Here is a 22,947-nt window from a genome sequence, read left to right on the forward strand (position 1 = left end):
CCGACGGTGCGCTGCCCAGCCTGAACGGTCCGTAGATGCCACGGTGAACCCGCTTGTGGCTAACTATGCGGCTTCGAGACCGCGACAGGATGCCAGTGAACGCCGCAGGACGTTGGATGACAGGGAGTGCCATGGCGCTGGCGGCGCTGTGGGTGAGCGGGCTGCTGGCCTACCAGCTGCCGGGGCCGGGTTGGTTGGCCACCGGCGTGGCCGTGCTGTGGCTGCTGGTGGCGCTGTGGGCGTCGTGGCGGGTCGCGCGGGGACGTGCCTCCCGCCGCCTCGGCACGGCCTTCGGTGTGGCACTGGCGTTGGCCGGCCTGTGGTGGCTGCTGCTGACCCCGCGCCAGGACCGCGTATGGGCCGACGACGTGGCCCAGCGCCTGCACGTGGTGTCCTTCGACGGGCGCCATGTGGTGCTGGACAACGTGCGCGACTTCAGCTGGCGCAGCGAAACCGACTACGACGCGCACTGGGTGCGCCGCGAATACGACCTGGACCAGCTGCGCTCGGCCGACCTGGTGCTGTCGTACTGGATGGGCCCGGCGATCGCCCACACGCTGATCTCGTTCGGTTTCGAGGATGGTCGCCACGTGGTGTTCTCGCTGGAGATCCGCAAGGAGCGCGGTGAGTCGTTCTCCGCGCTGGGCGGCTTCTTCCGCAAGTTCGAGATGACCCTGGTGGCTTCGGAGGAGACCGACATCATCCGCACCCGCACCAATGCGCGTGGCGAAGATGTCTACCTGTACCGCCTGCATGGCATGGACCGCGCGCAGCTGAAGGAACTGTTGGCTGCGTACATCGAGCAGGCGCGTGAACTGGATGCGAAGCCGGGTTTCTACAACACGCTGACCAGCAACTGCACGACCATCGTCTTCGACCTGGCCCGCCACATCGCACCGCGCCTGCCGTTGGACTACCGCCTGCTGCTGTCCGGTTACCTGGCCGAGTACGCGCAGGAGGTCGGCGCGCTCACGCCGGGCGTGCCGTACACCGAGCTGCACGACAAGGGCCGCATCACCCAGCGCGCATTGGACCTGGGTGATGGCGAGCATTTCTCCACCGTGATCCGCCAGGGCGTGCCCGGCACCGAGCAGGACCCGCAGTAATGACCCAACTCTTTCTGACCCGCTGGCAGCGCCTGCTGCCGGTGTTGTTCGCCGCCTTCCTGCTGCTGGGCAGCAGCGGCTGCGCGATGGTCACCGTCAAGCAGGTCAAATCCAGTGATTCACTGGTCAACAAGCGCGCGGATGTGCTCAACACTGGCAAGCTCAGCCCCGCCGCGCGTGAAACGCTCAGCGCAGCGGGCCTGGACGAATCGCAGTGCGAGAAGGACTTCCTGGTCTGCCGCAGCACGTTGCTGATGACCGACGACCTCAATGTCGAGCAGCGGCTGTCGGCGCTGTCCGAGCTGTGGGTGAAGGCTGCATTGACGATGACGCCGAAGAAGACCGCCGCAGGCGACCCGCCGATGAGCGATGCGGCATTGGATGCCTGGCTGGAAGCCGCGCGCTATGCCTATGCCTACCTGTTCTACAGTGGCCGCTCACCGTCCGACCGGGCCTTCGAGGACCGGCAGACGCAGGTGCGCGACTACTACAACTACGCGGCCGAGAAGGCGGCGGTGGTGTTGTTCGTGCGCGCACGCGCCGCTGCGCTGGCCGGCGAGGACTATACGAAGCCGCTCACGGTCGGTAGCTGGTCGCTGGCCTCCAACTACCAGCAGCTGGGTCTGAAGAGCATTCCGGCGCAGCTGGTGCCAGCGGGAACGGTCAGCTTCGTTGGCCTGCGCAGCACCTATCGCCGCGATGGCTTCGGTGCCGAGCTGGTGATGGTGATGGACCCGCCGAAACTGGTCGCGCCAGTGATCGCGCCCGACGGCCCGAAGGCTGAAACCGCGCAGGACGACGAGGACGACGAGCGTCGTGGCCGCCGCCACCGCCATGACGATTCGGTGCCCGAGTTCAGTGAGATGTCCTCGATCAACGTCACCGCACTGCTGCGGTTCGAGGGCAGCAGCCTGGAAGACGTGATGCGCACGCGCCGGGTCGAGCTGGATGCCTATTCGCCGGAAGCGACCGAGCGCATCACTCTGCACGGTGAGCAGGTACCGCTGGCCGGCAACTTCACTGCCGCCTACGGCCTGTGGCTGGCGCAGAGTGGCTTCGCCCGGCAGTCGCTGCGTACCCTGTTCGGTATGAGCGAGGGCATCGGCGAGCCGCACATCTACCTGATGCAGCCGTGGGACCCGAACCGCCGCATCATCTTCATGCTGCACGGCCTGGCCAGCAGCCCGGAAGCGTGGGTGAACCTGGCCAACGAGATCATGGGTGACCCCGAGCTGCGCCAGCAGTTCCAGGTGTGGCAGGTCTATTACCCGACCAATGCGCCGATCGCGCTGAACCGCTACGAGATCGCCAATGCATTCAACGACACGCTGAAGCATTTCGATCCCAACGGCAGCACGCGTGCGTCGAAGGACATGGTCTACATCGGTCACAGCATGGGCGGCGTGCTGGCGCGCCTGCTGGTGAGCGATTCCGGCGATGTACTGTGGAACGACCTGCTGGCCAACTACGACCTGAAGGGGGAACGGCTGAAGCGGGTGCAGAACAAGCTGGGTCCGCTGCTGCATTTCAAGGCACAGCCGAACGTGGAGCGTGCGATCTTCATCGCCGCGCCGCACCAGGGCACCGACATTGCCGGCAACAAGGTCGGTCGCCTGATTGGTCGCTTGGTACGCCTGCCGCTGACAATCCTCGGCAAGTTCGAGGACGTGTTCATGGCGCTGGCGCAGGCCGAGCAGCAGGTCGATGGCACCGCCAAGCCGAAGATCCCGAACAGCATCGACAACCTCAAGGCCAGCGATCCGTTCGTGAAGGCCGCCGCACAGCTGCCGATTGAGGCGGGCCTGAAGTACCACTCGATCATCGCCCAGCGCAAGCCGGAGCTGCCGGTGGAAAAATCCGATGATGGGCTGGTGCCGTACTGGAGCGCACATCTGCCGGGCGCGCTGTCGGAGAAGGTGATCATCTCCGGCCACAGCGTGCAGGAAACCCCGCAGGCGGTGCTGGAGGTGAGGCGCATCCTGCACCGGGATATCGATGATATGGGGACCGGCAGCCGGTAGTGCCGGCCGCTGGCCGGCAATCCCGCAATGCGGCGGTGCTACACCCGCCGCGCGATCACCGTGGCCAGCAGCGCCAGGCCGAAGGTGATCGCCAGGCACAGCACGTAGCCGGTGTGGGGTGCGCTTTGCACGAACAGCGCGAACAGTGCACCGGAAATCGCCAGTGCGGTGGTCACCGACAGCGCCTCGCTCAGCTGCAGTGCCGAGGTGTTGGCACCCTGCTCGTGCGGTGCGGACAACGACAGCGTCAGCACCGACAGGCTGGCGTAGATCATGCCCATGCCGAAGCCGGTCATGGCCCAGCCGACCAGTGCCACCGGCAGCGGCACTGCGTTGAACAGCACGGCCAGTGTGGCGGCGATACCGATCGTCATCAGCGGTGTGCCAACGCGCAGCAGCTGCTGGCGTGACCAGCCGCGCTGCTGGTGGCCCTGCAGCCATGAACCGGCGAACCAGCCCAGTGCACCAAGACTGAGCACGGCACCGGCCCAGCTGGGCGAGAGCCCGCGTTCGCGCTGCAACAGCAGTGGCAGGTAGGCCTCACAGGCGAAGAATGCGGCCGCCGCGATGCCGCGCAGGGCGATCACGCTGGGCAGTCCGCGGCGCAGCAGCAACGTGCCGGCTGGCAACAGGCGGTGCACGCAGAACAGCAGCGCAAGCATGGCCACGCCGATGCAGAGCAGCGCAGGCAGGCCCTGCTGCTGGCCGCCGAAGTAGAGCAGCAGCGCCGCCAGCGAGGCGCCGCTGGCCCAGCGCACCACGTTGCCGCGACCATCGTCGCTGCTGGCAGCATGAGTGGGCTGCATGCGTGCGAGCGCCGGGCGCAGCAGCAGCGCGGCCGGGACCGCCAGCAGTGGTACGGCCAGGAACACCCAGCGCCAGCCGAGATGCTGCACGATCAGGCCGCTCAGTGCCGGGCCGATCATCGACGGCACCACCCAGCCGGCGGAGAACGCGGCGAATACCTTCGGGCGCAGGTGTTCGGGATAGCTGCGGCCAACCATCACGTACAGCGAGACCGAGATCGCGCCTGCGCCCAGGCCCTGTAGCAGGCGCCCGGCCACCAGCATGCCCATGCGCATGGCGAAGCCGGCCAGCAGCAGGCCCAGCACGAAGCAGCCCAGGCCATACCACAGCGGCCGAGCTGGCCCATGGCGGTCGGCCCAGCGTCCGGCCAGGGTCATGCCGATGACACTGGTGGCCAGGGTGCCGCCAAAGGCCAGCGCATACAGGCGCAGGCCATCCAGCGCCTCGGCCACGGTCGGCATGGCGGCGGCCACCGCCAGGGCCTCGAAGGCATGCAGCGCCACCAGTGCCACCATGCCGATGGTGGTGGCGCGATAGCGGGGAGACAGGATCGACGTATCAGCCGGCGCACGGGCGTCGGCGGGCGAAAGAGTGGGGGACATACGAGTCAGATGCGGGCCGCGCTTGTCAACTGGCGGCGAAGATAGCAGCATGCCACCTCAACTGCAGTTTAGGTCAAGCAATGGTTTCCCAGGAACTCAGCGTTGGCGAAGTCTCCCAGCGCAGTGGCGTGGCGGTTTCCGCGCTGCATTTCTACGAGCGCAAGGGGCTGATCAGCAGCCTGCGCACCTCGGGCAACCAGCGGCGCTACAGCCGTGACGTGCTGCGACGGTTGGCCGTGATCCGCGTCGCGCAACGGGTGGGCATGCCACTGGAAGCTGTCGGCCGTGCCTTCGAAAGCCTGCCCGAGGGCCGCGCGCCGACCAAGGCCGACTGGGCCAAGCTGTCCGCGCGCTGGCGCACCGAGCTGGAGGAGCGCATCCACATGCTGGAACTGCTGCGCGATGAACTGACCGGCTGCATCGGCTGCGGCTGCCTGTCGCTGCAGCGCTGCCGCCTGGCCAACCCCGAAGACGTCCTCGGCGAACGCGGCGACGGCCCGATGCGCTGGGAGTGACCCGCGAAAAGGGGACGGAGGGGATTATGTCGTTTGTGCATTAACGACTTAATCCCCTCCGTCCCCTTTTTTCTTACCAGACCGTGATCGTCTCGCCGCTCTGGATGCCTTCCACCGCGCGCTGGAAGGCCAGCGCCGCGCGCTGCGCGCTCACCGCTTCGAAGCCTGGGAAATAGGGGCCGTAAGCCGCCATCGATTCGATCAGCACGTTCGGGCTGACCACGTTGATGCGCAGGCCACGGGGCAGCAGCTCCAACGCGGCGGCACGCACGAAGCCTTCCAGTGCGGCATTCACCGAGGTGGCGTTGACGCCATCGCGGATCGGCTGTGCGCTGACGATGCCGCTGGTCAGGGTGATCGAGCCGCCGGCGTTGAGGTGGTGCTGGGCGACCAGTGCCAGCCGCACCTGGCCCAGCAGCTTGTCCTGCAGGCCGAGGTTGAACTGCTCGGGTGTCATGTCCTTCAGCGGACCGAAGTGCAGCTTGCCAGCGGTGGAGATCACTGCATCGACCGGACCGGTGCGCGCGAAAAGTTCGGCGACGCTGGCGTCGTCTGTCAGGTCGACGCGCAGCTCACCGCTGTTGCGGCCGGCGGCGAGGATCTGATGCTGCTGGCCGAGCTGGTGGGCGACTGCCAGGCCGAGGGTGCCGCTGGCACCCACAAGGAGAATCTTCATGGCGGTTCCTTGCGAGAGGGGGAATGGGCGCAGTCTGCGCCCTCACAGTGGGGTTAGGTAAGCGGCGTATGCTTCGCAGATTCCTAACTCTGGATTAGCAATGGATACCCTTCGCTGCATGCAGGCCTTCGTCGCCGTGGCCGAGTCCGGGAGCTTTGCAGGAGCTGCCGAACAGCTGCAGGTGTCGGCGGTGATGGTCGGCAAGTACATCCAGCAACTGGAGGCGCACCTGGGGACCGCGCTGCTGCAACGGAACACCCGCCGCCAGCGCCTGACCGAAGCCGGCAGCGCCTACCTGGCCGGGTGCCGGCAGGTGCTGGAGCAGGTGCAGCAGGCGGAGGCGGACGTGGCCGGCCTGCAGGTACAACCCCGCGGACTGCTGCGGGTCAGCGCGCCAACCACCTGGGGCAGTTGTGTGCTGGCGCCACAACTGGCCGGCCTGCTGCGCGCGCAGCCGCAGTTGAACATCGAGCTGGACCTGAGCAACCGCCGCGTGGACCTGATCGAGGATGGCTTCGACGTGGCGATCCGGGTCGGGCCGCTGCCATCGCAGGAGGTGGTGGCGCGGCCGCTGCCGCCGTATGCAATGAGCCTGTGTGCGGCACCGTCCTACCTGCGCCGGCGCGGCACGCCGCGCACGCCCGCGGATCTGCAGGGGCATGATTGCCTGAGCCACCTGGCTTGGCGCGGCGGCCATGGCTGGCAGTTGGCCAACGGCGAACAGGTGGACTGGGAGGCGCGGCTGACCTGCAACGACGGTGTTGCACTGCGCGAAGCCGCCGTGGCCGGCGCAGGGCTGGTGCTGCAGCCGACCGCGCTGCTGGCCGGCGAAATCGCGGCCGGGCGGTTGAAGCCGCTGCTGCGCGACTACCTGCCCGAACCGCGGCCCATGCATCTGATCTACCTGCCGGATCGACGGCCGCGCCCGCGGTTGCAGTGCTTCGTCGATTTCGTCGTGGCCACATTGGGGCAATGAACATCCACGCCATGCGTGGATGATGGTAGGTGCCGACCGTTGGTCGGCACACATCGGGATCAATCATTCGCCGCAGACAGTTCCTGCCCACGTACCTGCGCGGCGCGCAGCGCGGTGTCCACCAGCGCCTCGAAACCACCGGCCTGGAAGCTCTCGATCGCGGCCTGGGTGGTGCCGTTCGGCGAGGTCACGCGACGGCGCAGCTCGGCCGGGCTTTCACCGGCCTCATCAAGCATGCGCGAGGCTCCCAGCAGGGTCTGCACCACCAGCGCACGCGCAGCGTCGGCCGGCAGGCCCTGGGCGATGCCCGCCGCTTCCATCGCTTCTGCCAGCAGGAATACGTAGGCGGGGCCGCTGCCGGACACCGCAGTGACCGAATCCATCAGCGACTCGCTGTCGATCCACACCGTGCGCCCGGCACTGGCCAGCACCTGTTCGGCGCGTGCGTGCTGCTGCGCGTCCACCGACGCGGTGGCGTACAGGCCGGTCACGCCGGCGCCGAGCAGGGCCGGCGTGTTCGGCATCGCGCGCACCACAGGCAGGTTCCCGCCCAGCCAGCGTTCAAGCTGCGTGCTGGTGATGCCGGCGGCAATCGACACCACCAGCGGTCGGTTCGCCTGTGCCAGCGCCTGCAGCGACTGGCACACATCGCGCAGCACCTGCGGCTTCACCGCCAGCAGCCAGGTGCGGCCGTGCGCGGCGGCATCGGCGGCGTTGTCGTGCACCTGCACGCCGAAGTCGGCAGCCAGTGACTCGCGCAGTGCGGCCACCGGTTCGGCCACGTGGATGTGCGCGGCAGGCACGCCCTGGCGGATCAGGCCGGCGATCAGGCTGCGGGCCATGTTGCCGCCGCCGATGAAGGTGATGGAATCAGCTGCCATGGAAGTCTCCTTGGAAAATCAGGCCGGGCCCGGGCGGGCGCCGAACAGGGCGGTGCCGATGCGCACCAGGGTGGCACCCTCGGCGATGGCTTCGGCGTAGTCGCTGCTCATGCCCATCGACAGCGTGTCGATCCGCGCGTGCTGGGCAGCCAGCGACTGGAAAAGTGTGCGCATGCGCACGAATGCATCCCGACGGCGCTCCGCTTCCGGCCACGGTGCGGGAATCGCCATCAGGCCACGCAGGCGCAGGCTGGGTTCGGCGGCAATCGCGGCGGCCAGTGCATCCACTTCTTCCGGTGCACAGCCATGCTTGCTGGATTCATCGTCGATGTTGACCTGGATCAGTACGTTCAGCGGGCCACGCGCGGCCGGGCGATGGCGTGCCAGCGCGGTCACCAGCTTGGAACGGTCCACGCTCTGTACCCAGTCGAAATGGCTGGCCACGGCATCGGCCTTGTTCGACTGCAGGTGGCCGATCAGGTGCCATTCCAGCGCCAGGTGCTGCAGCGCCTGCATCTTGGCCAGTGCTTCCTGCACGTAGTTCTCGCCGAAGGCGTGCTGGCCCTGTGCGGCCAGCGCGGCCACGGCCTCGGCCGGCTGGGTCTTGGACACCGCCAGCAGGCGTGGGTCGGGCCTGCCAGCGGCCTCGGCGGCGGCGTGCAGGTTGCTCAGGATCTGGGGCAGGGGAGTGGCCACGTAACGCGTTCCGTTGAATCAGGAGGCTATACTGCCGCCCGGGGAAAGATCCTTCCAGTCGAAGCCGTTATTGGGGAGTAGCCGCTCATGGATATCGCCGAGCTGTTGGCGTTTTCCGTAAAGAACAAAGCGTCCGACCTGCACCTGTCCGCAGGCCTGCCGCCGATGATCCGCGTGGACGGCGACGTGCGCCGGATCAACATCCCAGCCCTGGACCACAAGCAGGTCCACGCGCTGGTGTACGACATCATGTCCGACAAGCAGCGCCGCGATTACGAGGAATTCCTCGAAGTGGACTTCTCCTTCGAGATCCCGTCGCTGGCGCGCTTCCGTGTCAACGCGTTCAACCAGAACCGCGGTGCCGGTGCGGTGTTCCGTACCATTCCGTCCGAGGTGCTCACCCTCGAGGACCTGGCCTGCCCGCCGCTGTTCCGCGAAGTGATCCAGCAGCCGCAGGGCCTGATCCTGGTGACCGGCCCGACCGGTTCGGGCAAGTCGACCACGCTGGCGGCGATGATCGACTACATCAACAAAAACGAATACGGCCACATCCTCACCGTCGAGGATCCGATCGAATTCGTGCACACCTCGCAGAAGTGCCTGATCAACCAGCGCGAAGTGCACCGCGACACGCATGGCTTCAACGAAGCGCTGCGCTCGGCACTGCGTGAGGACCCGGACATCATCCTGGTCGGCGAACTGCGCGACCTGGAAACCATCCGCCTGGCGCTGACCGCCGCGGAGACCGGCCACCTGGTGTTCGGCACCCTGCACACCAGCTCGGCGGCCAAGACCATCGACCGTATCATCGACGTGTTCCCGGCCGGCGAAAAGCCGATGGTGCGTTCGATGCTGTCCGAGTCGCTGCGTGCGGTGATCTCGCAGGCACTGCTGAAGAAGGTCGGCGGCGGCCGTACCGCTGCGTGGGAAATCATGGTCGGCACCCCGGCCATCCGCAACCTGATCCGCGAGGACAAGGTGGCGCAGATGTACTCGGCGATCCAGACCGGCCAGCAGTACGGCATGATGACCCTGGACCAGCACCTGCAGGACCTGGTCAAGCGCAGCCTGATCACCCGCAACCAGGCCCGCGACTACGCCAAGGACAAGCGCCTGTTCGAGTAAGGCGGGCAGCAACGGGGCGGCGGGCGCCAGTGCGCCGCCGTTCCCGCGCCGTTTCCGCCTCCGACCGTTTCCTGGTACATGCCCCATTGGGAGCCCGCCGTGAACACCACCGCGACCACCATCGATTTCACTTCGTTCCTCAAGCTGATGGCGCACCAGCGTGCCTCGGACCTGTTCATCACCGCCGGCATGCCGCCGGCGATGAAGGTCAACGGCAAGATCTCGCCGATCACCCAGACACCACTGACCCCGCAGCAGAGCCGCGACCTGGTCCTGAACGTGATGACCCCGGCGCAGCGCGAGGAATTCGAAAAGACCCATGAGTGCAACTTCGCCATCGGCCTGTCCGGTGTCGGCCGCTTCCGTGTCAGCTGCTTCTACCAGCGCAACCAGGTCGGCATGGTGCTGCGTCGCATCGAGACGCGCATTCCGACCGTGGAAGAGCTGAGCCTGCCGCCGATTATCAAGACGCTGGCAATGACCAAGCGCGGCATCATCCTGTTCGTCGGTGCCACCGGTACCGGTAAATCGACCTCGCTGGCGGCGATGATCGGTTACCGCAACCAGAACTCGACTGGCCACATCATCACCATCGAAGACCCGATCGAATTCGTGCACAAGCACGAGGGCTGCATCATCACCCAGCGCGAGGTCGGCATCGATACCGACAGCTGGGAAGCGGCGCTGAAGAACACCCTGCGCCAGGCGCCGGACGTGATCATGATCGGCGAAGTGCGTACCCGCGAAGGCATGGACCACGCCATCGCGTTTGCCGAAACCGGCCACCTCGTGCTGTGCACCCTGCATGCCAACAACGCCAACCAGGCGATGGACCGCATCGTCAACTTCTTCCCGGAAGATCGTCGCAACCAGTTGCTGATGGATCTGTCGCTGAACCTCAAGGGCGTGGTTGCGCAGCAGCTGGTGCCGTCGCCCGATGGCCGCTCGCGCAAGGTGGCGATGGAGATCCTGCTGGGCACGCCGCTGGTGCAGGACTACATCCGCGACGGCGAGATCCACAAGCTGAAGGAAGTGATGAAGGATTCGGTCCAGCTGGGCATGAAGACCTTCGACCAGAGCCTGTTCGAGCTGTACCAGGCGGGCGAGATCAGCTACGAGGACGCACTGCGCTACGCCGATTCGCAGAACGAAGTGCGCCTGCGCATCAAGCTCAGCCAGGGCGGCGACGCCCGCACCCTGTCGCAGGGGCTGGATGGCGTGGAGATCTCCGAGATCCGGTGACCTGGGTATTCCGTAGCGTCGAGCCTGCTCGACTGTTCTTGTCGAGTCGAGCAAGCTCGACGCTACGGGCGGGCGGCTCCGCGCATTGATGAATTCCAGTCATGACCAACTGCAATGCTGCCCATTCAATCCGTGGGCTCTGCAGGCGTATCGTCAGCGCTCCCCCTCTGGAGCACGACGATGCAGACACGTGAACTCGGCCGCAGTGGCCTGAAGGTTTCCGCCCTCGGCCTGGGCTGCATGGGCCTGAGCCATGGCTACGGCCAACCGGTGGAGCGGGGCCAGGGCATCGCCCTGCTGCAGGCCGCCGTCGAGCGTGGCGTGACCTTCTTCGACACCGCCGAAGTGTACGGCCCTTACACCAACGAAGACCTGCTCGGCGAGGCGCTGGCGCCGTACCGCGACAGGCTGGTGATCGCCACCAAGTTCGGCTTCAAGGATGCGCGCGTCGATACCGGGCTGGACAGCCGTCCCGAGAACATCCGCGCGGTGGCCGAGGCCAGCCTCAAGCGCCTGCGCACCGACCATATCGACCTGTTCTACCAGCACCGCGTCGACCCCAACGTGCCGATCGAAGATGTCGCTGGCACCGTTCGCGACCTGATCGCCGAGGGCAAGGTAGGCCACTTCGGCCTGTCCGAGGCCAGCGCCGCGACCGTTCGCCGTGCGCATGCGGTGCAGCCAGTGGCCGCCGTGCAGAGCGAGTACTCGCTGTGGTGGCGTGAGCCGGAGCGCGAACTGTTGCCGACGTTGCAGGAACTGGGCATTGGTTTCGTGCCCTTCAGCCCGCTCGGCCGTGGCTTCCTGACCGGCGCGATCAACGCCGATACCACCTTCGACGCCAACGACTTCCGCAACACCGTACCGCGTTTTGAAGTGGAGGCGCGTCGTGCCAACCAGGCGCTGGTTGACCGCATCAGCACGATCGCTGCCGCACGTGGCGCGACGCCGGCGCAGGTAGCGCTGGCTTGGCTGCTGGCGCAGGCACCGTGGATCGTGCCGATTCCGGGCACCACCAAGATCCATCGCCTGGAAGAAAACCTGGGCGCGGCCGACCTGCAGCTGGCGCCGGAGGAGCTGCAACGCATCGCGCAGGCGCTGGATGAAGTGTCGATTGTCGGTGAGCGCTACAACGCGCAGCGCGCCGCGCAGGCCAAGGGCTGACCGCCGGCCGTGGGTGCGGACCGTTGGTCCGCACTCCTCAGCTCATCCAGCCATCAGCCCGCGCAACGCATCAAGCACAGTGCGCATCGCCACGGTGACGTGGCGGCGTGACGGGTAATACGCGTAGTAGCCATCGAAGTGCGGGCACCAATCGTCCAGCACGGATTGCAGGCGGCCATCGTCCAGCATCGGCTGCACCTGGTCTTCCGGCAGCCAGGCCAGCCCGCTGCCGGCCAGTGCAGCCGCGCGGGTCATGCCCATGGTGTTGAAGGTCCACTGACCGGTCACGCGCACGCTCAGTTCGTTGCCGTCCTGGCCGAAATCCCACGGCATCAGTCCGCCATGCGTAGGCAGGCGCAGGGTGATGCAGTTGTGGTTGGCCAGGTCGTGCGGATGCCGTGGCACCACATGCTGGCGGAAGTAGCTGGGCGCACCGACCACGCGCATGCGCAGCGGTGGGCTGACCGGTACCGCGATCATGTCGCGCGCCAACCGTTCGCCGAGGCGGATGCCGATGTCGTAGCGCTCGGCGACGATGTCGGCCAGCCCGTAGTCTGCAGCCAGTTCCACCTTCAGGTCCGGGTACTGCTGCAGCAATGGCGCCAACCGCGGCCAGGCGATGTATTCGGCGGCATGGCCGGTGGCATTGATGCGGATGGTGCCGGCCGGGCGTTCGCGGTACTCGGCCAGTGCGGCCAGTTCGTCCTCGATCTCGGCCAGGCGCGGGGCGAGGGTCTCGAGCAGGCGCGCACCGGCTTCGGTGGTGGACACGCTGCGGGTGGTACGGGTCAGCAGGCGCACGCCGAGGCGCTCTTCCAGGCCACGCATGGCATGGCTGAGCGCGGACTGGGAGACACCCAGCTGGGCGGCGGCCCGGGTGAAGCTGCCTTCGCGGGCAACGTGGACGAAGGCCTGCAGGTCGTTGAGATTTTCACGGGGCATGACGGGATGATACGGCCGGGCTGCGCCCGGCACCCGCCGAAACAACGTCAATGGCAACGTCAAAAGCTGGCTTCCTGAGGGGAGGCGGGGTGGCTCAGGTTGCGGGGGACGGCGCAAGTACGTCCATGTAGCCTCGGTCGCGCCATCCATGGCGCTCACGCCCCCGCAACCTGAGCCGGGGCGCGCGGTGGGGGGGGGCCGCCCCACGCCCCCCCCCCCCCCCGCCGCCCCCCCCCCCCGGCCCCCCCCCCCCCCCCACCCCCCCCCGCCCCGCCTTCGACAATTTCCCGCGAGCTGTTGGAACGGCTCCGACCCCATTCTGTGTAGGCGTGTGGGGATGTCGATTTCAGGGACTGTGGTTCGTCGAATGAATGACTTCAACGGGAGCTGCACATGAGCGCTGACACCAAGCCCAAGGGCCCGGCCTCGTACTTCCCCTCCATCGAGAAGACCTACGGTCAGCCGGTGGCGCACTGGTTCGGGCTGCTGGCGGGCAAGAAGGGCCTGAAACACATGGAACTGGTCAGCTTCCTGAAAAGCGAGCATGGGGTGGGCCACGGCCATGCCAATGCGTTGGTGGTGCACCATCTGGCCGGAAAGGGCTGAGCAGGCAACCCGGCGCTGAACGGTCGTGTGGGGGTCAGGCTACACGGCCTCCGGGGTCAGGCAGACTGGGCGTTCATCCCGAGGCAGGACGCCCTCATGCAGGTCACGCTGGACGCGATCACCGTCGACAACTACGAAGCCGTGTGCGATCTCGACGTCAGCGAGGCGCAGCAGGACTTCGTGGCCGGCAATACCTGGTCGCTGGTGCAGGCAGCATTCCATCCCGGCTACCAGACCCGCGCCATCCAGGCCGATGGCGAGCTGGTCGGGTTCTTCATGTGGGTGCCGGAGACGCCGCAGCGCATCTCGATCTGGCGCTTCATGGTCGATCAGCGCTGGCAGGGGCGTGGCATCGGGCGGCGCGCGCTGGAACTGGCGCTGGCGCAGATCCGGGACACGCCCGGCCTGGCCGAGATCGAGATCTGCTACAACCCGCGCAATCCGGTGGCGGGCGCCTTCTATGGCAGCTTCGGTTTCGTCGAGACAGGCATGGACGATGATGGCGAGGACATGCTGGCCGTGCTGCCGGTGACGCCTCCGGAATAACCTGAATGGGCGAGCGCAGCTGAACGATTTCATCTGCAACTGTCATGCAGATCGTGTCTAATAGCGCTCCCCACCTGCTGTTCCCCCACCCGTATGTCCCTTCCCGCCCATGGCCCCGCGCCGTGCGACGACGCTGACGGCCACCTGGTCACCGCTGGTCCGCTGACCCCGCCGCCCGACAGTGCCGGCACCACCGCCGACGAAAAAGCGCTGCGCCACTCGATCGCCGAGGACGTGCAGGGCATGGTGCTGGCCACGATGGTGGCCTCGCTGGGCCTGGCCATCTTCGCCAAGGGTGGGCTGATGATCGGCGGCATGGCCGGCATGGCCTTCCTGCTGCACTACTCGATGGGTTGGAACTTCGGCCTGGTGTTCGTGCTGGTCAATCTGCCGTTCTACTGGGTGGCGCTGCGCCGCATGGGCTGGGAATTCACCCTGAAGACCTTCGCTGCGGTCACCGCCTGTGGCGTGCTGACCGACCTGCTGCCGCGCTGGATCGATTTCTCGCACATCAACCCGCTGTATTCGGCGATCGTTGGTGGTGCGTTGTCCGGCCTGGGCATCCTGTTCTTCATCCGGCACCGTGCCAGCCTCGGTGGTATCGGCATCCTGGCGGTGTACCTGCAGCGCACCCGCGGCTGGAGCGCGGGCAAGGTGCAGATGTCCTACGACGCCTGCCTGATGGTGGCCGCGTTCTTCGTGTTGTCGCCGTCGAAGGTGCTGTACTCGGCGATCGGCGCGGTGGTGCTCAGCCTGGTGCTGATGTTCAACCACCGCCCGGGCCGTTACATGGGCGTGTGACGATTCGACGGTAGTGCCCGGGGGGGGGGGGGCCCCCCTGCCTCGAGGACTCGGGGGGCGGCAGCGCCGGGCGCGCCCCGCGCGCGCCCCCCCCCGCCCCCCCCCCCCCCCCCCCTCCCCCCGCCCCCCCCCCCCCCCCCCCACTACCGGGAGGCCTGCAACCACGGCGGCGACAGCGTCAGCAGTCGCGCATGCACCGGGCAGTCCTCGGCGTGCGCACCGGGCAGGTAGCCCAGGCTCATCAGGAATTCGCCGGTGATCTCGCCGCCGGTGAAGCGGAACGTCTTCTTGAACAGCTTCACCCAGTCGGCCTTGCTGCGCGGATGGTGCGCGTCCAGCCACGCCGCGAAGCTGCCGTGGCTGGCCCGCAGCTGCTGGATCACCTGTGCGTTGTGGATCGCCGCCAGCACCTTCAGCCGGTTGCGGATGATGCCCGCGTCCGACAGCAGCCGTTCGATGTCCTGCTCGGCGTAGGCTGCAACCCGATCCACATCGAAGCCGTCATAGGCCGCGCGGAAGCCCTCGCGCTTCTTCAGGATGGTCTCCCAGCTGAGGCCGGCCTGGTTGATCTCCAGCACCAGCCGCTCGAACAGCTCGCGCTCGTCACGCTGCGGGAAGCCGTACTCGTTGGCGTGGTAGTAGTCGTGCACCGGATGGCCCGGGGCGATGAGGCAGTAACCGCTCATGGGGAAGACTCGTTGGATTCGGGTTCGGGATCGATGGCCAGCGCGGGGCGTCCGCCGATGGACAGCATCGGCCAGCGCGGTGGCACAAGCGTGAGTTTGCCGTCACGCAGGGCCTGGTTGATCGCCTCGGCCTGGCCGCTGACGGTGCCGAACAGCGAACCAGCTCGGCGCCACTGGCCATCCCCGCCACGTGCGTACAGCACGCAGTCCGGCCCACGGTGGGTGTACAGCTCGCACAGCAGCACGTCGGTGCTGCCGTCGCCATCCAGGTCGCGATACACGATCAGGCAGTCGCGCTCGCTCTGGGCGCAGGATTCGCCATTGATCGCGCGGGTGGCCAGTGCCTGCCACCAATCGTCCGGTGGCGAGCTGGATCCCTTGGCCAGCTTCAGCGCGCGCTGCAGGGCGGCGACGTCCTGCAGACCCTTGTCCAGGCGCTGTCCATCGTCCCAGCGCGAGGTACGTGCCAGCGCGGCAGCGATCACCTGTGGCGCGTTGGCATCGGCGGTGATGGCCGGATCACGCTGCAGCTCGCGCAGCGCCTGCACGCCACGGCGCCCAAGATCGAAGCGCAGCACGTTGACGTCACTGCTGGTGATCGCTGGCGGGTCCGCACGCAGGCGCGCCAACTGGCTGGACAGGGTCAGCCGCACCGGGTCCAGCAGCGGCGAGTTGCCCAGCAATGCCAGTGCCAGCACCGCCCAACACATCCAGCGGTTGACCGGCTCCAGCGTCTGCAGCCAGCGGCCCTGCCGGCGCACTACCGCCAGCGCGTAGCCCAGTGCATAGCCGGCCACGGCCAACGCGATCAGCACCGCCCAGAAGCGGTCCAGGGTCCAGCCGTACTGCACCACGCGCAGGCCCAGTGCATACAGCGCCAGCACCGCATAGACCGGCAGCGCCAGCAGGCTGGCCTCGACCAGCCGGCGCAGCAGCAGGGGGTAGGGCGCGGTGTCGTCGCCTTGCTGGTAGACCGCATTGGTGAATGACACCAGCAGCAGCGACAGCACCAGCAGCAGGCTGGCGGCCGAGCGGGTCTTCCACAGCGGCTCCAGCCCGGTCAGCGGCAGGCTCAGCACGAACAGCACGGCGATGAACGAGAGCAGCGGCAGCAGCCCGCGGCAGATCGCGAACAGCACCTGGCGGGTGATCTGGATCGCGCGGTGCTGGGTGCGCCCGATCAGCACGCCGAACCCGGCCAGGCTGCCGGTGGCCAGCGCGATGAACGCGTCCTGCCGGAACAGGTCGCGGAAGATGGTCACGTCGAGCAGCTGGAACAGCGCCGCCCACAGCCACAGCAGCAGCCAGGTCAGCCCGGTGAACAGCGCGGCGAGGGCCAGGGTCAAACCATTCTGCCAGGCGCGCTCGAACAGCTCCGGGTAGCTGGCGCGCCAATGCCCGTGCTGCAACTGGAACTGCCACCAGGGCAGGGCCACGAACACTGCTACGGCCATGCCCAGGGTCAGCGGGAACTGCAGCGCGCCCGATTCCAGTGCGGTCTCGCCGTTGAGGTTCCAGCCGATCCAGGCGGCCAGCACCAGCACCACCGCCGAGCCGAGCGCGGCCTGCAGCCACAGGCGGCGCTGGCCCAGCTCGACCAGGCTCAGCGCCACCGCGCTGGGAATGGCCAGCACCCAGGCATACCAGCAGTAGCGCCAGCCGATATCGCGGAACGGCCACGCATCGGACAGCTCCTGTGCGGCATACAGCATCAGGCCCTGCAGCAGCGCGATCAGGACGATGGCGCTGCGTGCCGGCAGGGTCAGGGGCGATGAAGACTGCATCGACGACCTTCCATGGCAAAGCACCATCCTAGCCCATCGCGGTTCGGCGCCATCGCGCGACCATCCCGCCCCCAGCAGGTAGAATGGGCCCATGCCTGTTACGCCGACTTCCCTTGCCGATCACCTGCTCGTCGCGCTGCCGTCGCTGCTCGACGCGACCTTTGCCCGCAGCGTCGCGCTGATCTGCCAGCACGACGAGAACGGGGCGATGGGCGTGCTGGTCAACCAGCCTTCCGAGTACACGCTGGGGGAAGTGCTTGCACAGATGGACATCACCACCGGTGATGGCGACCTGCAGGCGCGCATGGTGCTCAACGGCGGCCCGGTGCATCCCGAGCGCGGCTTCGTCATCCATGACGACGCGCGGGCGTGGGATTCCAGCCTGACCGTGGGCGACGGCCTGTACCTGACCACCTCGCGCGACATCCTCGAAGCGATGGCGCGCGGCGAAGGCCCGGCCAATGCCGTGGTCACCCTCGGCTGTGCCGGTTGGGGCGCAGGGCAGCTGGAAAGCGAGCTGTCCGAGAACAGCTGGCTGACCGTGCCGGCCGATGCCGAGCTGGTGTTCCAGCTGCCGCTGGAGCAGCGTTGGCAGGGCGCGGCTTCGCGCATCGGCGTGGACCTGTTCCGGCTGACCGACTACAGCGGCCATGTCTGAGCCCATCACGCCCGCGCCGGATTCTGCTGCCCCGGCCATCCGCCGTGACGGCACCGTTCTGGGGTTCGATGTCGGCTCGCGCCGCATCGGCGTGGCCATCGGCAGTGCCTTCGCTGCGCATGCGCGCGCGGTGGCGGTGGTCGATGTGCATGGCAACGGCCCGGACTGGACCGCGATCGAACGCCTGCTCAAGGAATGGAAGCCCGACGGCCTGGTGGTCGGCGACCCGCTGACCCTGGACGGCCAGGACCAGCCCAACCGCAAGCGCGCGCAGGGCTTCGCCCGCCAGCTGCGGGAGCGCTTCAAGCTGCCGGTGGTGATGATCGACGAGCGTTCCAGCTCGGTCGAGGCCGCCCGCCGCTTCGCTGTCGAGCGCGCCGAAGGGCGCAAGCGCCGACGCGATGCGGCCGCCCTCGATGCCGTGGCCGCGGCGGTGATCATCGACCGCTGGCTGTCGTCGCCGGACGACGGTACCCCCATTCCCTGACTGCACGACTCCCGCCATGACCGCACAGCAAATCGATGCCTCCGGACGCCTGCGCCACCTGCTGACCCTGGAGGGCCTGCCACGCGAAACCCTGCTGCAGCTGCTCGACCGGGCGGGGCAGATCCGCGACGCCGCGGTCGGCCGCGTCGGCAACAAGCGCCACGTGCTGGCCGGTTCGGCGGTATGCACGCTGTTCTTCGAACCGTCCACGCGCACCCGCAGCTCGTTCCAGCTGGCCGCGCAGCGCCTCGGCGCCGATGTGCTCAACTTCGATGCCTCGACCTCGTCCACGCGCAAGGGCGAAACCGCCTGCGACACGCTGCGCAACCTGGAAGCGATGGGCGTGCGCGGCTTCGTGGTGCGCCACCCCGATGATGGCGCCGTGGCCGCGCTGGCCGAAGCGGCGGGCGAGGGCACCGCGCTGATCAACGCCGGCGACGGGCGCAGCGCGCACCCGACCCAGGGCCTGCTGGACATGCTGACCCTGCGCCAGGCCAAGGGCCCGGACTTCTCAAAGCTGAAGGTGGTGATCGTCGGCGACGTGAAGCATTCGCGCGTAGCCCGCACCGACCTGCATGCACTGCGCACGCTGGGCGTGGGCGAGATCCGCGTGTGCGGCCCGCAGTCGCTGCTGCCGGACGACGAGACCCTGAAGGGCTGCGTGGTCGGCGATGATTTCGACGCGATGCTGGAAGGCGTCGACGCGCTGATGATGCTGCGCCTGCAGCGCGAGCGCATGGAAGAAGGCCTGGTGCCTTCGCTGGAGCAGTACCACGCCCAGTACGGCCTGACCAACGAACGCCTGGCGCGCGCGGGCAAGGATGCCGCGGTGCTGCACCCGGGCCCGATCAACCGCGGCGTGGAAGTCACCGACGAGGTGGCCGACGGCCCGCAGTCGTGGGTGCTGCGCCAGGTCGCCAACGGCGTCGCCGTGCGCATGGCCGTGCTGGAAACGCTGCTGGGCTGATCGCCGCTCTGGTGGGTGTCAACCTTGGTTGGCACTGCAGTTGTGGTGGGTGCCAACCTTGGTTGGTACTGCTGTTGTGGTGGGTGCCAACCTTGGTTGGCACACTCACCGCTCGGCTTGTCCGCGCACCGCTTTGGTAGATGCCAACCTTGGTTGGCACTATCCACCGGAGCTCATGTCACCGGGCAGATCACATGATGCCCCAAGCTCCCATTCGCACCAGGCATGGGGATATTGCCCCAACCGCGTCGTCAGCCCGGCCCTGATCGGATTTCCCATCAGGTACATCGCATGTCGGTGCAACGATTCGTCCGAGCGGATCGCATGATCGTGATAGCAGGCCTGCCAGAAGCGCCCGACTCGCCCCAGCAGCCGGTTTGCCTGCTGGGCTGTGCGCGACTTGAAACGCTTCATGACCGTTTCCAGTGACCCGGCGCGCAGTTCGACCAGCCAGTGAATGTGGTCGGGCATGACCACGTAGGCAATCGAGCGGGTGAAGCCTTCCTGATCCAGTCGCTGGAATTCGCGCACTGCCAAGGCGGCCACTGCGGCGTTGGTGAAGAGCGGTGCGCGGTCATGGACGACTGTGGTGAGGATATAGCTGAGGCCGACGCTGGAGCGACGACCGAGCAGGAGACGTGTGTTCTGCATGGAGCAAGCATGGATGGGCCTGCTTCCAGTGAACATCGGGGAATGGCTTGGTTTCAGGTAGGCCAGTGCCAACCAAGGTTGGCAACTACCAGAGCAGTCAATGCCAACCGAGGTTGGCAATTACCAGAGCAGTCAATGCCAACCAAGGTTGGCAACTACCAGAGCAGTCAATGCCAACCAAGGTTGGCAACTACCAGAGCAGTCAGTGCCAACCCAGGTTGGCAGCTACGAGAAACTGCGGTTCAGCGCTTCTGCGCGAACAGCCACGCCCACATGGCCGGGTCGGCGTAGGTAGCGTCCCAGGCATTGTGATTGCCTTCCGGGTACTCGGTGTAGCGCACATCGCGTGCGTTGGCGCTCTGGAATGCGGCATGCAGCCTGCGGTCGTCATCCGGAGGCACCACGTCGTCCAGCGCGCCGTGGAAGATCCAGATCGGCGTGTGCTGCAGGCGCTGCGCGATCACGGCATACGGATCGGTTTCCTGGGCGACCTGCTCGACGAACAGGGTCGGGCGCTTTGCGCGTGGTGCCAGCACGGCACCGCACACCGGCACGATCGCGGCAAAGCGGCGCGGGTCGTCCAGGGCGATGTTCCAGCTGCCGTAGCCGCCCATCGACATGCCGGTCAGGTACTGCCGTGCCGGGTCGGCGCCGAATTCGGCGATCGTCGCGTCCAGCGCGGCAACGGCCGCACGGTTGTTGCGGCCGCTCCATTCCTCATGGCCCGGTACCTGTGGGAACACCACCAGGGCAGGGAAGTCGGGATGCTCGCGCAGATAAGGCCCCAGCCCGGCGTGGGTCTGCTTGATGCCATCGGCGCCGCGCTCGCCCGAACCGTGCAGGAACAGGATGACCGGGACGTTGGAGGTTGCGCGCGTCTGCCCACCAGGGCTGCGGGCCTGCAGGCCCGCGGGAATGAACACCTGGTAGTAGGCCGTGTGCCCGTCCACCTTCACCGCACGTGCTTCGAAGCGGCCACGCGCGCTGTCCGGCAGCGAAGTGCAACCGCTCATCATCAGAAGGGCCAGCAATGGCAGCCAGCGCGACAGCAAACGGACCATGGGGTTTTCCGAAGCGGCGAGAACGCCTGCATCGTAGTCCGCCAACGTCGGCCCGGCATCATGCGCCGCGTCACTGCGGGCGCGGGAAGCTGGCGATGATGTCCAGCTGCTCCTGTGCCTCGGCATTGCCTTCGGCGGCCGCAGCCTGCACCTGCGCCATATCCGGGTGCAGCACCACCAGCAGCGGGTTCTCGCAGACCGGGCAGTCGTACTCGGTGGCGTCCTCGTCCAGCTCCATCTCCATGGCACGCGAGCTGCCCTTCCATTCGCAGGCCGGGCAGGTGTGCTGCTGGTCGCGCCAGCCGGGCTGGAAGTAGTTTTCTATCGTTGTTGCCATGGGTGTTCCCGTTGAGTGGGGTCCGAGCCCCGCTTGGCGGGCCCCGATCCTTGATGCGGTCAGTGCAGCAGCACCAGGGTGGCCAGGCCGAGGAAGGTGAAGAAGCCCATCGAGTCGGTCACGGCGGTCAGGAAGATGCCGCTGGCCAGCGCCGGGTCGAAGCCGAAGCGTTTCAGGGTCAGTGGCACCAGCACGCCGGCCAACGCGGCGAACAGCAGGTTGCAGGTCAGCGCGATGGCGATCACCGCCGACAACCCGGGCGAGTGGAACCAAGCGAGTACGATCAGGCCCAGCACCGAACCCAGCATCACGCCGTTCAACAAGGCGACCCGCACTTCCTTCCACAGCAGCGTGCGCGCGTTGGAGGCGCCCACCTGGCCCAGCGCCAGGCCGCGCACCATCAGCGCCAGCACCTGGGTGCCGGCGTTGCCTCCGAGGCCCGCAACGATCGGCATCAGCACCGCCAGCGCCACCAGCTTGTCGATGGTGCCCTCGAAGTGGCCGACCACGCTGGACGCCAGGAATGCCGTGCACAGATTGACCGACAGCCACATCAGGCGGCGGCGCATGGCGCGCCAGACCGGGCTGAACAGATCCTCGTCCTCGTCCAGGCCGGCGGCGCCAAGCGCCTGGTGCTCGGCCTGTCCACGGATGATGTCGACCACGTCATCGATGGTGATGCGGCCGACCAGGATGTTGTTGTCGTCCACCACCGGCGCGGAGATCCAGTCATGGTCGGAGAACTGGCGGGCGACCTCCTGGTCGCTTTCGCCGACATCGATCGCCGGTTGCTCGTCGTCGATCAGGCGGTTGATCGGGGTGGTGTCCTCGTGGGTCACCAGTGCCGCCAGCGACACCCGGCCGAGGTACTGATGGCGACGGCTGACCACGAACAGGTGGTCGGTGTGGTCGGGTAGTTCGCCACGCAGGCGCAGGTAGCGCAGCACCACGTCAACGTTGACGTCGGCGCGCACGGTCACCACGTCCGGGTTCATCAGGCGGCCGGCGCTGTCCTCGGGGTAGGACAGCACCTGCTCCAAGCGCTCGCGGTTCTCGCGGTCCATCGACTTGAGGACTTCGTCGATGACCGTGTCCGGCAGATCTTCGACCAGGTCGGCCAGATCGTCGATGTCCAGGTCTTCGACCGCGGCGATGATCTCGTCCGGGTCCATGTCGGCGAGCAGGCTCTCGCGCACGTCGTCGCCGACGTGGACCAGCACCTCACCGTCATCTTCCGGATCGACCAGGCCCCAGACCACCTCGCGCTTGCCCGGCGGCAGCGATTCGAGCAGGTTGCCGATCTCGGCCGGGGCCAGGGTGTTGACCAGGCGGCGCACCGGGCCCAGCCGACCGCTGTCCAGTGCGTCGGACAGCATCCGCAGTTGGCGCGCAGTCTTGTCGTGGCGTACAGCTTCAGCCATCGCAGCTCCCGCGGGATAAGAAAAGCCGCGATCCCGGCAAGGATGCGGCAACAGGGGTGTTCAGCGCGTCATTATCGCAAGGGGATGTTTCAACGCATAGCCGCCGGGCGGTGGTAGTGCCGGCCGCGGGGCGGGCCGGGGGCCCCAGCGCGGGGGGGGGGGTGCCGGGGCGCGGGGGGGCGGGGCCCT

Annotated in this window: 24 protein-coding genes; 13 read left to right on the forward strand and 11 right to left on the reverse strand. The window is 67.3% G+C overall.

What is annotated here, in order from left to right; all coding sequences use genetic code 11:
- The first annotated feature begins 131 nt into the window (after positions 1–131).
- Together V3B25_RS07515 and V3B25_RS07520 are read left to right on the forward strand one after the other, a co-directional pair.
- A complete protein-coding gene (locus tag V3B25_RS07515; RefSeq protein ID WP_329810424.1) occupies positions 132–1,106 on the forward strand; it encodes a DUF4105 domain-containing protein in 975 nt (324 codons plus the stop codon).
- The gene (locus V3B25_RS07520) at positions 1,106–3,127 is read left to right on the forward strand and encodes an alpha/beta hydrolase (protein WP_329810408.1); all 2,022 of its coding nucleotides are present in this window, start codon (positions 1,106–1,108) and stop codon (positions 3,125–3,127) included. Before V3B25_RS07515 ends, V3B25_RS07520 begins: the two co-directional genes overlap by 1 nt.
- A gap of 38 nt (positions 3,128–3,165) precedes the next feature.
- Here the strand turns inward: V3B25_RS07520 and V3B25_RS07525 are convergent, their stop codons facing one another.
- Positions 3,166–4,587: an MFS transporter gene (locus V3B25_RS07525; RefSeq protein WP_049421552.1), complete on the reverse strand. Its 1,422-nt coding sequence runs from the start codon at positions 4,585–4,587 to the stop codon at positions 3,166–3,168.
- A gap of 29 nt (positions 4,588–4,616) precedes the next feature.
- Between V3B25_RS07525 and soxR the strand changes: the two genes are divergently transcribed.
- Complete coding sequence (soxR, locus tag V3B25_RS07530; RefSeq protein ID WP_032127734.1) at positions 4,617–5,051, forward strand: redox-sensitive transcriptional activator SoxR; 435 nt, start codon at positions 4,617–4,619, stop codon at positions 5,049–5,051.
- Between the two features lie 73 nt (positions 5,052–5,124).
- Here soxR and V3B25_RS07535 read toward each other — a convergent pair whose 3' ends face one another.
- Complete coding sequence (locus V3B25_RS07535; RefSeq protein WP_329810409.1) at positions 5,125–5,727, reverse strand: short chain dehydrogenase; 603 nt, start codon at positions 5,725–5,727, stop codon at positions 5,125–5,127.
- Between the two features lie 100 nt (positions 5,728–5,827).
- Here V3B25_RS07535 and V3B25_RS07540 point away from each other — a divergent pair, with 100 nt between their 5' ends.
- Entirely contained in the window at positions 5,828–6,703 is an 876-nt protein-coding gene (locus V3B25_RS07540) for a LysR family transcriptional regulator (protein WP_329810410.1), read from the forward strand.
- Between the two features lie 59 nt (positions 6,704–6,762).
- On the opposite strand, the gene proC is transcribed toward V3B25_RS07540, so the two are convergent.
- Positions 6,763–7,584 carry a pyrroline-5-carboxylate reductase gene (gene proC, locus V3B25_RS07545; protein ID WP_189720655.1) on the reverse strand — a complete coding sequence of 274 codons (822 nt, stop codon included), beginning with the start codon at positions 7,582–7,584 and terminating at the stop codon, positions 6,763–6,765.
- Positions 7,585–7,602: 18 nt separating this feature from the next.
- On the reverse strand, positions 7,603–8,280 hold the full coding sequence (locus tag V3B25_RS07550) for a YggS family pyridoxal phosphate-dependent enzyme (protein WP_107431432.1): 678 nt from the start codon (positions 8,278–8,280) through the stop codon (positions 7,603–7,605).
- Between the two features lie 87 nt (positions 8,281–8,367).
- Here V3B25_RS07550 and V3B25_RS07555 point away from each other — a divergent pair, with 87 nt between their 5' ends.
- From V3B25_RS07555 to V3B25_RS07565, 3 genes are all read left to right on the forward strand, one after another.
- Complete coding sequence (locus V3B25_RS07555; protein ID WP_006422551.1) at positions 8,368–9,405, forward strand: type IV pilus twitching motility protein PilT; 1,038 nt, start codon at positions 8,368–8,370, stop codon at positions 9,403–9,405.
- Positions 9,406–9,483: 78 nt separating this feature from the next.
- Complete coding sequence (locus V3B25_RS07560) at positions 9,484–10,647, forward strand: PilT/PilU family type 4a pilus ATPase (protein ID WP_049400675.1); 1,164 nt, start codon at positions 9,484–9,486, stop codon at positions 10,645–10,647.
- A gap of 180 nt (positions 10,648–10,827) precedes the next feature.
- The gene (locus V3B25_RS07565; RefSeq protein WP_149908898.1) at positions 10,828–11,811 is read left to right on the forward strand and encodes an aldo/keto reductase; all 984 of its coding nucleotides are present in this window, start codon (positions 10,828–10,830) and stop codon (positions 11,809–11,811) included.
- Between the two features lie 42 nt (positions 11,812–11,853).
- Here V3B25_RS07565 and V3B25_RS07570 read toward each other — a convergent pair whose 3' ends face one another.
- A complete protein-coding gene (locus V3B25_RS07570) occupies positions 11,854–12,753 on the reverse strand; it encodes a LysR family transcriptional regulator (RefSeq protein ID WP_049421546.1) in 900 nt (299 codons plus the stop codon).
- A 393-nt stretch (positions 12,754–13,146) separates the two neighbouring features.
- Here V3B25_RS07570 and V3B25_RS07575 point away from each other — a divergent pair, with 393 nt between their 5' ends.
- The 3 genes from V3B25_RS07575 to V3B25_RS07585 all read left to right on the forward strand — a co-directional run bounded on the left by V3B25_RS07575 (position 13,147) and on the right by V3B25_RS07585 (position 14,706).
- Positions 13,147–13,359: a DUF4287 domain-containing protein gene (locus V3B25_RS07575; RefSeq protein WP_329810411.1), complete on the forward strand. Its 213-nt coding sequence runs from the start codon at positions 13,147–13,149 to the stop codon at positions 13,357–13,359.
- A 96-nt stretch (positions 13,360–13,455) separates the two neighbouring features.
- Positions 13,456–13,905, forward strand: coding sequence for a GNAT family N-acetyltransferase (locus V3B25_RS07580; RefSeq protein ID WP_049421544.1), 450 nt, complete (start codon positions 13,456–13,458; stop codon positions 13,903–13,905).
- Between the two features lie 93 nt (positions 13,906–13,998).
- Positions 13,999–14,706, forward strand: a complete 708-nt coding sequence (locus V3B25_RS07585) for a YitT family protein (protein WP_032130182.1) — start codon at positions 13,999–14,001, stop codon at positions 14,704–14,706.
- Positions 14,707–14,849: 143 nt separating this feature from the next.
- Here the strand turns inward: V3B25_RS07585 and V3B25_RS07590 are convergent, their stop codons facing one another.
- Both V3B25_RS07590 and V3B25_RS07595 read right to left on the reverse strand, forming a co-directional pair.
- On the reverse strand, positions 14,850–15,392 hold the full coding sequence (locus V3B25_RS07590) for a DNA-3-methyladenine glycosylase I (protein ID WP_049400680.1): 543 nt from the start codon (positions 15,390–15,392) through the stop codon (positions 14,850–14,852).
- A complete protein-coding gene (locus V3B25_RS07595; protein WP_329810412.1) occupies positions 15,389–17,176 on the reverse strand; it encodes a DUF4153 domain-containing protein in 1,788 nt (595 codons plus the stop codon). Before V3B25_RS07595 ends, V3B25_RS07590 begins: the two co-directional genes overlap by 4 nt.
- A gap of 91 nt (positions 17,177–17,267) precedes the next feature.
- On the opposite strand from V3B25_RS07595, the gene V3B25_RS07600 reads away from it, so the two are divergent.
- The 3 genes from V3B25_RS07600 to V3B25_RS07610 are packed head-to-tail and all read left to right on the forward strand — an operon-like array spanning position 17,268 to position 19,288.
- The gene (locus tag V3B25_RS07600; RefSeq protein WP_005408377.1) at positions 17,268–17,834 is read left to right on the forward strand and encodes a YqgE/AlgH family protein; all 567 of its coding nucleotides are present in this window, start codon (positions 17,268–17,270) and stop codon (positions 17,832–17,834) included.
- Entirely contained in the window at positions 17,827–18,321 is a 495-nt protein-coding gene (gene ruvX / locus V3B25_RS07605; protein WP_049421541.1) for a Holliday junction resolvase RuvX, read from the forward strand. Before V3B25_RS07600 ends, ruvX begins: the two co-directional genes overlap by 8 nt.
- A 16-nt stretch (positions 18,322–18,337) precedes the next feature.
- Positions 18,338–19,288: an aspartate carbamoyltransferase catalytic subunit gene (locus V3B25_RS07610; protein WP_049421540.1), complete on the forward strand. Its 951-nt coding sequence runs from the start codon at positions 18,338–18,340 to the stop codon at positions 19,286–19,288.
- Between the two features lie 159 nt (positions 19,289–19,447).
- Here V3B25_RS07610 and V3B25_RS07615 read toward each other — a convergent pair whose 3' ends face one another.
- The 4 genes from V3B25_RS07615 to mgtE form a co-directional block, all read right to left on the reverse strand.
- Positions 19,448–19,939, reverse strand: coding sequence for a transposase (locus V3B25_RS07615; protein ID WP_049421539.1), 492 nt, complete (start codon positions 19,937–19,939; stop codon positions 19,448–19,450).
- 242 nt (positions 19,940–20,181) lie between these two features.
- On the reverse strand, positions 20,182–21,000 hold the full coding sequence (locus tag V3B25_RS07620; RefSeq protein WP_049421538.1) for a prolyl oligopeptidase family serine peptidase: 819 nt from the start codon (positions 20,998–21,000) through the stop codon (positions 20,182–20,184).
- 70 nt (positions 21,001–21,070) lie between these two features.
- Positions 21,071–21,337, reverse strand: a complete 267-nt coding sequence (locus V3B25_RS07625; protein WP_010483664.1) for a hypothetical protein — start codon at positions 21,335–21,337, stop codon at positions 21,071–21,073.
- 59 nt (positions 21,338–21,396) lie between these two features.
- Positions 21,397–22,758 (reverse strand): magnesium transporter, encoded by a 1,362-nt coding sequence (mgtE, locus tag V3B25_RS07630; protein WP_010483662.1) that lies wholly within the window; start codon positions 22,756–22,758, stop codon positions 21,397–21,399.
- Positions 22,759–22,947: the final 189 nt, after the last annotated feature.

The sequence above is a fragment of the Stenotrophomonas sp. SMYL8 genome, assembly GCF_036320065.1.
GTDB classification, from domain to species: Bacteria; Pseudomonadota; Gammaproteobacteria; order Xanthomonadales; family Xanthomonadaceae; genus Stenotrophomonas; species Stenotrophomonas maltophilia_A.